General features: G+C 71.5%; 12 protein-coding genes. 2 read left to right on the top strand and 10 right to left on the bottom strand.

Annotated elements, in window-relative coordinates:
• Positions 1 to 91 precede the first annotated feature (91 nt).
• Positions 92 to 694: an ArsR/SmtB family transcription factor gene (locus tag Plo01_RS06900; protein WP_203889653.1), complete on the bottom strand. Its 603-nt coding sequence runs from the start codon at positions 692 to 694 to the stop codon at positions 92 to 94.
• 102 nt (positions 695 to 796) lie between these two features.
• Here Plo01_RS06900 and Plo01_RS06895 point away from each other — a divergent pair, with 102 nt between their 5' ends.
• Together Plo01_RS06895 and Plo01_RS06890 are read left to right on the top strand one after the other, a co-directional pair.
• Positions 797 to 2,284 (top strand): MFS transporter, encoded by a 1,488-nt coding sequence (locus Plo01_RS06895; RefSeq protein ID WP_203889652.1) that lies wholly within the window; start codon positions 797 to 799, stop codon positions 2,282 to 2,284.
• The gene (locus Plo01_RS06890; RefSeq protein ID WP_239315948.1) at positions 2,281 to 2,847 is read left to right on the top strand and encodes a murein hydrolase activator EnvC family protein; all 567 of its coding nucleotides are present in this window, start codon (positions 2,281 to 2,283) and stop codon (positions 2,845 to 2,847) included. Before Plo01_RS06895 ends, Plo01_RS06890 begins: the two co-directional genes overlap by 4 nt.
• A gap of 157 nt (positions 2,848 to 3,004) precedes the next feature.
• Here Plo01_RS06890 and dprA read toward each other — a convergent pair whose 3' ends face one another.
• The 9 genes from dprA to trmD all read right to left on the bottom strand — a co-directional run bounded on the left by dprA (position 3,005) and on the right by trmD (position 10,346).
• Positions 3,005 to 4,189 carry a DNA-processing protein DprA gene (dprA, locus tag Plo01_RS06885; RefSeq protein WP_239315946.1) on the bottom strand — a complete coding sequence of 395 codons (1,185 nt, stop codon included), beginning with the start codon at positions 4,187 to 4,189 and terminating at the stop codon, positions 3,005 to 3,007.
• Positions 4,186 to 5,844, bottom strand: a complete 1,659-nt coding sequence (locus tag Plo01_RS06880; protein WP_203889651.1) for a YifB family Mg chelatase-like AAA ATPase — start codon at positions 5,842 to 5,844, stop codon at positions 4,186 to 4,188. The genes dprA and Plo01_RS06880 overlap by 4 nt, the downstream gene beginning before the upstream one ends.
• A 1-nt stretch (position 5,845) precedes the next feature.
• The gene (locus tag Plo01_RS06875; protein WP_203889650.1) at positions 5,846 to 6,040 is read right to left on the bottom strand and encodes a hypothetical protein; all 195 of its coding nucleotides are present in this window, start codon (positions 6,038 to 6,040) and stop codon (positions 5,846 to 5,848) included.
• Positions 6,041 to 6,394 carry a YraN family protein gene (locus Plo01_RS06870; RefSeq protein ID WP_203889649.1) on the bottom strand — a complete coding sequence of 118 codons (354 nt, stop codon included), beginning with the start codon at positions 6,392 to 6,394 and terminating at the stop codon, positions 6,041 to 6,043.
• 462 nt (positions 6,395 to 6,856) lie between these two features.
• Complete coding sequence (locus tag Plo01_RS06865) at positions 6,857 to 7,180, bottom strand: DUF2469 domain-containing protein (protein WP_067184127.1); 324 nt, start codon at positions 7,178 to 7,180, stop codon at positions 6,857 to 6,859.
• A 152-nt stretch (positions 7,181 to 7,332) separates the two neighbouring features.
• Entirely contained in the window at positions 7,333 to 7,941 is a 609-nt protein-coding gene (gene lepB / locus Plo01_RS06860; RefSeq protein WP_203889648.1) for a signal peptidase I, read from the bottom strand.
• Between the two features lie 9 nt (positions 7,942 to 7,950).
• Complete coding sequence (gene lepB / locus Plo01_RS06855; RefSeq protein WP_203889647.1) at positions 7,951 to 8,820, bottom strand: signal peptidase I; 870 nt, start codon at positions 8,818 to 8,820, stop codon at positions 7,951 to 7,953.
• 224 nt (positions 8,821 to 9,044) lie between these two features.
• Positions 9,045 to 9,398, bottom strand: a complete 354-nt coding sequence (gene rplS / locus Plo01_RS06850; protein ID WP_203889646.1) for a 50S ribosomal protein L19 — start codon at positions 9,396 to 9,398, stop codon at positions 9,045 to 9,047.
• 159 nt (positions 9,399 to 9,557) lie between these two features.
• Entirely contained in the window at positions 9,558 to 10,346 is a 789-nt protein-coding gene (gene trmD, locus Plo01_RS06845) for a tRNA (guanosine(37)-N1)-methyltransferase TrmD (protein ID WP_203889645.1), read from the bottom strand.

Below are 10,346 nucleotides of genomic sequence, written 5' to 3'. Positions count from 1 at the left end.
GGATCGCCCCGGCGGGGGTATGGAAACGTCCCGGGCGGGGTCGTGGATCGTCCCCGGCCGCAGTCGCGGGATCGCCCCCGCCGACGCGGGATCAGCTGCCGGAGGGCAGCCCGTGCGGCCGGCGCTCGGCGCGGGGGAACAGCGTGATGTGGGCCTCGGCGATCCTGGCCCCCGGCGGGGCCTCGCTCCGGTCACGATGGTTGAGCGCGTACGGGGCGAGGAGGTCGTCGATCCGCTTGACCAGTTCCTTCATCTCGGCCGCGTCGATGAGCAGGACGGAGCGGGCGAACAGGCTCGCCTCCCGCCACTCCGGAGGCTCCCGCTCGTAGTTGTCGAGGGCGCGCGCGGCCTCGGCCCCGGACTCGTCGCGGATCATCTTGATCAGCGCGTTCTTGGCCTCCCGCACCTCGGGCTGGTCATCGGCCTCGGGACTGACGACCCAGCCTTTGCTGATCCGCCGCCACAGGCGCTCCCTCCCGTCGCCGCGCGGCGGAGCGTCCTCGACGAAGCCGTACTTGGCGAGCATGCGCAGGTGGTAGCTCGCCGCGCTCGGCGTGATCCCGACGACCTCCGCGACGTCGGTCGCGGTCGCCACCCCTTCTTCCTGGAGCCTGTTCAGGATGGCGAGCCGCGCGGGGTGGGCGAGCGCCCGCATCGCCCTGGGATCGCTGAGCGTCCGCCTCTCCTCGGTCATGTGCAAACCGTACCCGCTCGGAGTTGTGAAGTGTTGCCTTCACAACTCTGAAGGGTTACTTTCATAGATGTGAAGCGAATCCTTCAGAAAGGTCCGTGACCGATGCTTCAGCCCGTCCCCCTCCGCAGGCAACGCGACTACCGGCTGCTGCTGTCCGCCCGTGCCGTCTCCGAGACCGGCACCGAGATCTCCCGCCTGGCCGTCCCCCTGACCGCCGCCACCCTGCTCGGCGCCTCCCCCGCCCAGATGGGCGTGCTCGCCGCCGCCGCCTCGCTCCCCTACCTGCTGATCGGGCTCCAGGCGGGGGCCGTCGCCGACCGCAGGCGGCACCATCGGCCGGTCATGGTCGCCTGCGAGGCGATCTCCGCCGCCGCCATGGCCTCGATCCCCCTGGCCTGGATCGCCGGACTCCTGACCGTGCCGTGGCTGATCGCGGTGACCTTCGCCGTCGGCTCCTGCGCGGCGGTCTTCCGGGCGTTCACCTTCCCGCACCTGACCTCGGTGGTCCACGAGAGCCAGCGGCCCCAGGCCCTCGCGGGCTTCCAGTCGGCCTACTCCCTGGCCATCGTCGGCGGGCCCAGCCTGGCCGGAACCCTCGTCCAGCTCGTCACCGCGCCGTTCGCGATGCTGGTCAACGCGGTGTCGTTCCTGGCCTCGGCGTTCCTGATCCAGAGCATCAAGGCTCCGGAGACCCACACCCCGGCCGAGCGCCGGGGGATGTGGACCGAGATCCGGGAAGGACTGGCCGCGGTCGCGGGGCATCCGGTGCTCCGCGCCCTCTGCGGCACCGGGATTGTGATCAATTTCTTCGGCAGCGCCTACATGGCCCTGTTCGTCATCTACGCGATCACCGTCCTCGCCCTGCCCTCAGGCCTGATCGGCGCGCTCACCGCCGTCTTCGGCGTGGGCGGCCTGCTGGGCGCCGCCGTCACCGCGCGCCTGGTCAAGCGGGTCGGCGAGGATCGGATGCTGATCTACGCGGTGCTGATCTTCCCGCTGGACTTCGTGACCGCGGCGCTCGCCTCCGGCCCGACCTGGGCCAAGTTCGCGCTCATGTCCGCCAGCACTCTGATCACCGGCATGGCCGTCGTCGCCTTCTCCGTGTGCCTCGGCGCGATCGTCCTCCGCGAGGCCCCCGCGCCCCTGCTCGGCCGGGTCAACGCCACGATGGTCTTCACCACCCAGGGCGTGCTCGCCCTCGGCGGCCTCGCCGGCGGCCTGCTCGGCGAGCTGCTGGGGCTGCGCCCGGTGTTGTGGATCTGCGCGGCGGGAGTGGTCCTGGCCATCCCGCTGATCTGGAGTTCCCCGCTCGGCCCGGCCTCCGGGGAGCGCGCGGACCCGGCGGGCGGCGGACGGCTCCCCCTCCGCCGCCGTGAGGCGCGCCGGTGCGATCGTGAGGCGCACCTGTGCGGCGGTGGATCCGCCTGGTACGACCGCGGGCCCGCCCGGCGCGGCCGCCAGTCCGCCTGGGCCGACGACGAGCTCGTCCGGTACGGCGGCCGCCGTCCGTCCACAACCCTGCTCGACTGTCCCCAGAATCCCGATCGGTTCATCGCGCACGCGTGGCCGATCTCATCCTTGCGAATGTGATCCCGCGAATCATCATGGCCCTGGCCCTCCTCCCGTCTCTCACGTCCGCCGTCCCCACGGACCGGCCGGCCCCCGCCCGTCCACCGATCGGCCCCGCCCACACCGGCCTCTCAGGAACGGCGGCTCCGCCGCGATGGCACCGGCCTCTCTCCGGCCGCCTCCAGATCCTGCGGCGCTTCAGCCCTCCGCCGCAGCCCTGGCTGGCCGGGCACCGGGGCGTCGACCTCGCCGCGGCTCCCGGGGCGGAGGTCCGCTCGGCGGGCCCGGGCAGGGTCGGTCACGCCGGCCCGGTCGCCGGGCGCGGGGTCGTCACAGTGATCCATCCCGGTGGTCTGAGGACGACCTACCTGCCGGTCCGCGCGTCGGTGCGGCCGGGCCAGCCGGTGACGCCCGGTGAAGTGCTCGGCTCCCTGGAAAACCTCCCCGGGCGCCTCTCCGGGCACTGCCCGGCCTCCTGCCTCCACTGGGGCCTGCTCCGCGACCGGGACTATCTCGATCCGCTTCTCCTCATCGGCCTCGGCCAGGTCCGCCTCCTGCCCATCTGGACCCACGCCCCGTCCTGAACCGGAACCACGGGGCGAACCCGCCGCTGTGCCCGCCCACCGGCACGGACACCCGTTCCGAACCGCGCCATGCGACATCACCGCACCCACGACACCGGCGCAAGGCACTCCGTCGTCGACACGAGGCACCCCACCCGGCGCCGGAACGCCTCAGGGGTCACGGACCGCCGGGGCGCAGGCGCCAGCCTCGGCGGACACGCTCGACGTAACCCGCCGCGGCCAGGCCGCCGAGGCAGGAGAGCACGGTCTCCAGGTCGACCCCCGCGGTCACGGCGATCGTCGCGGGTCCCGCTCCGGTCCGGGCCGGCACGGCCTCCAGGACGCGGCGGAGCTCGGCGGAGAGCGTGTCGCGGGGGAGCACCGGTCCCCGGAGCTCGGGGGCGAGGTCGTCTCCGATCGTGCCGACGAGCTCGATCATCTCCTCGGGGGTGGTGACGCATGTCGCGGCGCCCTGGCGGATCAGCCGGTGGCAGCCCGCCGACGTGTCCGAGGTCACCGGTCCCGGCACGGCCGCCAGATGCCGGTTGAGCGCCACCGCGTGGCCGGCCGTGTTGATGGCCCCGCTCCGCACGGCGGCCTCGACGATCACGGTGCCCCGGGACAGGGCGGCGATGAGCCGGTTGCGGATCAGAAAACGCGGCCGGGTCGGCCGGACGCCCATCGGGCACTCGCTCACCAGCACTCCCTGCTCGCGAACGGCGGCGAACAGGTCGTGGTGCGCGCTGGGGTAGGTCACATCGACACCGCAGGCGAGCACGGCGACGGTGGGCGTGCCGCCCGCGAGGGCCCCGCGGTGGGCCGCGCCGTCGATGCCGTAGGCGCCGCCGGAGACCACCCCGTATCCCCGGGAGCCCAGCTCGGCGCCGAACTCCGCCGCGATGTGCGCGCCGTACGGCGTGGCGGCGCGGGAGCCGACGACCGCGACCGACCGGACGCAGGAGAGGCGCAGGTTCGCCTCGCCCCACAACCACAGGGCACGCGGCCGGAGTTCTTCCAGATCATCCAGTTGGGTCGGCCATTCCGGGGACCCGGGAGTGATCAGGCGGGCCCCGGTCCGCTCTCCCTCGGCCAGGTCCCGGCCGGGATCGGTTCCCTCCAGACGTGCGCTCCAGGAGGCGAGCAGCCGGTCGAGCCGCTCCATCGGCTCCTCGCGTCCTCGCGCTCCGCCGGAACCGTTCCGGTGGACGTCCGCGAACCAGCGGACGAACTCCGGGTCCAGCCGTCCCGCCCGGATCTGCGCGACGGCGGCCTCCGGGCCGTAGGCGGCCACGAGCCTGCCCATCACCGTGTCGTCGGGCTCGGCCAGCCGCATCAGGCTGACACGCGCGAGCCGGTCGTTCACCGCTCCTCCCCCAGCCAGAGGCCGAGCGCGGAGTTGGTCTCCTCCACCCCCGGGCGCTCTCCGCCCTTGAGGTCTGCCAGCGTCCAGGCGACCCTGAGCACCCGATCGAGGCCCCGCGCGCTGAGCGTCCCGCTGTCCAGGCAACTCAGAAGCGGCATCATGACCTTCGCCGGCAGGCGGTATTCGTCGTGGAGGGCCCCGGTGGGGATCTCCGCGTTGCACCGCCACGGCCTGCCCGCGAACCGCTTGGCGGCACGCTCACGGGCGAGGAGCACCCGCTCGGCCACCACCTGGCTCGACTCGATGAACCGGCGGTCGGCGAGCAGCTCCCGCCGGGTCGACCGCAGGAGCGTGGCCTTGACGTCGACCCGGTCCAGCAGCGGGCCGGAGAGCCTGGCCAGATAACGGCGACGGGTCGTGGGAGTGCACCGGCACGGATCCTCGGGACGGGACGGCCGCGCGCACGGGCACGGGTTGGCGGCCAGCACGAGCATGAACCTGGCCGGGAAGGTGACCGAGCCCAGCGACCTGGACACCGTCACCTTGCCGGACTCCAGGGGCTGGCGGAGCGCGTCAAGGACGCTCATCGGACACTCGGGCGCCTCGTCCATGAACAACACCCCGCGATGAGCCAGGGAAGCCGCTCCCGGCCGGATGGTCCCGCTGCCGCCGCCGATGACGGCCGCGATGGTCGCCGTGTGGTGGGGCGCCACGAAGGGCGCGCGGTCCAGCAGCGGACGCCCCTCCGGCAACGTCCCGGCGACCGAGTGGATCGCGGTCACCTCAAGTGCCTGATCGCGGTCGAGCGGAGGGAGCAGGGTGGGCAGCCGCTCGGCCAGCATCGTCTTACCGGTGCCCGGCGGACCCAGCATCCAGAGGTTGTGCCCTCCGGCGGCGCAGACCTCGACGGCACGGCGGGCGAACGGCTGACCCGCCACGTCCTTCAGGTCGGGGACCACCTGCCCGGTCTCTCCCGCGTCCGGCCCCCCTGACGCATCCGGCCGACCGGGGAAACTCGAAGCGCCGCAGGCGGGCGCGGATCCACCGGAGGGGCCGGACCCGCCGCCGGGGCCCGCCGCGCCGTCGGAGCCGGGCCCGCCGTGGAACAGCTCGTCCACGAGTGTGGGCAGGTTGACCGGATCGTCGCTGCGCAGCCAGCCCACCAGCTCGCCGAGGGTCGTCACGGGGATCACCGTCAGGTCCGGCACCAAGCGCGCCTCCGCCGCGTTGCGCGCCGGGACCACGACCGTGCGGGCGCCGGCGGCGGCGGCCGAGAGCACGGCGGGGAGCACACCCCTCACCGGCCTGATCGAGCCGTCGAGCCCGAGCTCCCCGAGGAAGAACGGGTCGGCGATCCTCGCCCTGGGCACGGCCCCCGCGGCGGCGAGCAGTGCCACCGCGATGGCGAGGTCGAAGGCGCTCCCTCGTTTCGGCAGGCTGGCGGGGAACAGGCTCACGGTGATCCGGGCGTCGGGCCAGGCGTGGTGACTGTTGACCACGGCGGAGCGGACCCGGTCTCGCGCCTCGCTCAGCGCGGTGTCGAGCATGCCGATGAAGTGCGTTCCCGCCATGCCGTGGCCGACGTCGGCCTCGACGTCGATGACGTGACCGGTCACCCCGATCAGGCAGACGCAACGCGTGCGTGCGACGGGCACGTCAGCCCACCTCCCCGGCGGTGGGGACCGTCCGGCCCCCGGCAGTGAAGATCATCCCGCTCCCGGCGGTGGAGACCGTCCGGCCCGCGGCGGTGGAGACGACCCGCCTCCCGGCACGACCGGTGACCTGTTCCTCGTCGGCGCGGGCGACCCACCCGCCGGTGGCACGGGTGATCCAGGAGAGTCCGGCGGGCATCTAGCACACCCCCCGCTCGTGACGGATGGCGAAGTCTCCGGCGAAGCGCTCCAGCGCCACCACGTCGATCCGGATCGAGTCGAACCGCTCGCGTCGCGTTCGCAGCCACTGGACGGCGAGCCTGCGCAGCCGGGCGAGTTTCGCCTCCGTCACCGCCTCGAAGGCGGTTCCGTGCGTCCGGCCGGAACGGGTTTTCACCTCCACCACGACGAGCGCACGGCCCTCACGGGCGACCACGTCGATCTCCCCGTCGGAACAACGCCAGTTGCGGTCGAGGATCTGCATGCCCTGCGTCAGCAGGTAGTCGACGGCGACCTGTTCACCGTGCCTGCCGAGCGTGTCCTTCACGGCCATGGAACCACCTCCGGTTCCAGACCCTCGCCCAGCTCGGCGTCCCGCCGAAGGAGCGAACCCGATTCTGTGGACACCGGTCCGGGAGCCGGTGACGTCTGTGGAAATCCGCCGTGGCCGGCCGTGGTGGAAGCGGCGGAGAGCGCAGCGGCCCGGCGTCTCCGGGCCTGGCCGTGTCCCGGAGACGTACGGCGCCGGACAGCCGGAGAACCCGCCGGCGGGGAAGGACCTGCGCCGTCCTGCTGAACCGCAGGGGGTCAAAGGAGACCGCGGGGGCCTATCCGCCGGCCGGAACGGCACGGGGGGCAAGAGAGACGCGAGAGCCTGCCCGCCGACCGGAACCCTACGAGGTCGGAAGAGGACGCGGGAATCTGCCCGCCGACCGGAACGGCACGGGGTCAAAGGAGACGCGGGGCCTGCCCGCCGTTCGGAGGTGGAGGGGATGCGCGGCGTGGAGGGGCGCGCTCAGCCGGAGAATCCCTCCTTGGGCATCTCCAGATCGGGCTTGGCCAGTTCTTCCACGTTGACGTCCTTGAAGGTGACCACGCGGACGTTCTTGACGAAGCGCGCCGGGCGGTACATGTCCCACACCCAGGCGTCCTGCATCTTCACGTCGAAGAACACGTCCCCGTTCTCCGCCGTACGGACGTCCAGGTCGACGGAGTTGGTCAGGTAGAAACGCCGCTCGGTCTCCACGACGTAGGTGAACAGGCCGACGACATCGCGGTATTCACGGTAAAGCTGCAGCTCCATCTCAGTTTCGTACTTCTCGAGATCTTCTGCGCTCATCCCGGTCCTCCTGTCACACACCTTCCGGCCCGCCCGATCAGACGGAGCCGGCCCCCACATCATTGTTGCCCATCGACCCGCCTCGTCCGGACCGCGCCACCGTCGGGGATCCGGGGCCGGGGCCGGCCGTGCGCTCCTCGGGCCCGGATTCCCTACTTTTCCTTGCCGAACGACTGCGTGAACGTGTCCGGCGTCGACAGGACCGTCGCCCGCGAGAACGGCCAGTAGATCGCGACGGCCCGGCCGATCACGTCGTCCTCGGAGATCGCGCCGTTCTGCTCGTTCTCCTCGTGCCTGCGGGAGTCGAAGGAGGCGGAGCGGTGGTCGCCCATGACCCACAGCCGGCCTTCCGGGACGACCTTCTCGAACTCGTCTCCCGAGGGGAAGTCGTCGGGGTGGATGTAGGCCTTCTCCTCGAGGGGGACCCCGTTGACGGTGATCCGGCCCTTGGAGTCGCAGCACTTCACCGTGTCGCCGCCGACCGCGATGACCCGCTTGATGGTGTCCTCGCCGTCCCAGCCCTTGAAGACCACGATGTCGCCGCGCTCCGCATCGCCGTTCAGCTTGTTGACCACCACCCGGTCGTTCTTCAGGAGGGTGTTCTCCATCGACTCCGACGGGATGTAGAACGACTGGAAGACGAATGCCTGCAGCAGCAGCGCCACGACGACGCCGGAGACCAGCAGGAACAGGGTCTCACGCAGGCCGCCGCCCTTTTTGCGGGTGGGCTTTTCCTGCTTGCTCTCGGGTTCGACACTCATGAGGTACGGCTACCGCCTTGCGAGCCTGCGACGACGCCACAGCACCAGCGGGACGGCGCCCGCGACGCCCCCGATGAAGGGGACGGCCCCTCCCAGGGCGGCGGCGGTCTGCAGCGCCGGCTGGCTGAACGTGTCGGGAATGGGGAGAGTGGTGGCCCTGGAGAAGGGCCAGACGATGACGAAGGCCCGGCCGATCACCTGGTCGATCGGGATCGTGCCGCCGCCGGGGTCGCCCTGGTGCTCACGGGAGTCGAGGGAGACCGCGCGGTGGTCGCCCATGACCCAGAGCCGGCCGTCGGGAACCTTGATCGTGAACGGCTCCTTGGAGGGGTCGTCACCCGGGTAGAGGTAGCTTCCCTCGTCGATGGGCACCCCGTTGACGGTGACCCGGCCCTTGGAGTCGCAGCACTTCACGGTGTCGCCGGGGATCCCGATGACGCGCTTGATGTAGTCCTTCTCCCCGGGCACCACGCCGAAGGCCGTGCCCACCGAGTGGAAGAAGGACGCGATCGGGTTGGACGGCTCCTCGAACTCCACCTCGCCGTCCCACGAATCCACGCCCGAGAAGACCACCACGTCGCCGCGCTCGATGTCGCGGACGTGGTAGACGAGCTTGTTGACCAGGACCCGGTCGTTTTTCAGGAGGGTGTTCTCCATCGACTCCGACGGGATGTAGAACGCCTGGACGATGAAGGTCTTGATCAGGAACGCGAGAACCAGCGCGACAACGACCAGAACGGGCAGCTCCCGCCAGAAGGAACCCTTTTTCTTGTCCTTGTCGCTCTTGGCGGCCTTCTTGGTGTCTTCCGCGACCACATCCACCTCGTCCTCGACAGGTCGATGCGAGGCTGCGTCGCACGCCCGGTCTTCGCTAGTCATCTCTGACGAGCCTAGATGATGACCGGAGCTCAGTGGTCGAGCCGGTGGTTAAGGACTGCTCCGGATTCCACAAGATCCTGCGGGGAGAGGCCGGATCTCCGGCCGGAGGAGCCGCCTGTGCGAGGGTCTCGCCTCACGTCCCCGGGGACGCCGGCCGGGCGCGCCGCGGCCCCAAACGGGGATGGCCCGTCCCCCGGAGGGAGACGGGCCGGAGCCGCACGCTGCTAGCGGGCGTCGCGGCGCTCGCGGATGCGAGCGGCCTTGCCGCGCAGGTCGCGCATGTAGTACAGCTTGGCGCGGCGGACGTCACCGCGGGTCACGACGGCGATCTTCTCGATGACCGGGCTGTGGACCGGGAAGGTGCGCTCGACGCCGACGCCGTAGCTGATCTTGCGGACGGTGAAGGTCTCACGGGCGCCACCGCCCTGACGGCGCAGGACGAAGCCCTTGAAGACCTGGACACGGGAGCGGTTGCCCTCGATGACCCGGACGTGCACCTCGAGCGTGTCACCGGGACGGAAGTCCGGGACGTCGCTGCGGAGCGAGGCCTTCTCGAGCTCGGTGATCAGCGTGTGCATGACAGTGGTACCTCATTTACGCGAGCACGCGGAGGTCCACCCGGCCGCACGGAAGCGGCATCGCGGTGGACGCACATGCTGGACTGGTATGTGTCTTCCGGAGCCGGGCCCGTCGGCCCGGCGGCGCGCGCCGACCTGCAGGCAGGCGGCGGCAACGGTTCAGTGTGCCATATTTTCGCCGCTCACCGGAAATCCGAGCTCCTCCAGGAGCCGCCGGTCGTGCTTGTCCAGGCGTGCGGGGTCGAGCGCCGTGAGCAGCTCGGGCCGGTTCTTCGCGGTACGGCGCAGCGCCTCGTCCCGCCGCCACCGGGCGATCCTCCCGTGGTGGCCGGAGAGCAGGACCTCCGGCACCTCGTGTCCCCGCCACTCCGGCGGTTTGGTGTAGACCGGACCTTCCAGGAGGTTCTCCATGCTGCCCGGGGCGAAGGAGTCGTCGACCGCCGAGCAGGCGTTGCCCAGCACCCCCGGCAGGAGCCGCCCGATGGCCTCGACCATCACCAGCACCGCGACCTCGCCCCCGGCGAGCACGTAGTCGCCGATGCTGACCTCGTCCACCCGCAGGCGGGCGCCGTACTCGGCCATGACGCGGGAGTCGATGCCCTCGTAGCGGGCCGGGGTGAACAGCAGCCAGGGCTCCGCGGCGTACTCCATGGCGAGCTTCTGGGTGAAGGGCGTGCCGCTCGGCGTCGGCACGATGACGCGGGGCGCGGAGGCCGGATCGGCGGCGAGGACCCCGTCGACGGCCTCGCCCCACGGCCCGGGCTTCATGACCATGCCGGGGCCGCCGCCGTAGGGGGTGTCGTCCACGGTGCGGTGCACGTCGTGCGTCCAGTCGCGGAGCTGGTGCAGGTGGACCTCGAGGATGCCGCGCTCGCGGGCCTTCCCGATGAGCGAGACCTCGAGCGGGGCGAAGTACTCGGGGAAGATGGAGATGACGTCGACGCGCAT

Origin of the sequence: Planobispora longispora (genome assembly GCF_016863135.1) — a bacterium.
Classification (GTDB): Bacteria; Actinomycetota; Actinomycetes; order Streptosporangiales; family Streptosporangiaceae; genus Planobispora; species Planobispora longispora.
The sequence above is the reverse complement of the archived record's forward strand: the minus strand, read 5'-3'. Positions and strand labels throughout refer to the sequence as shown.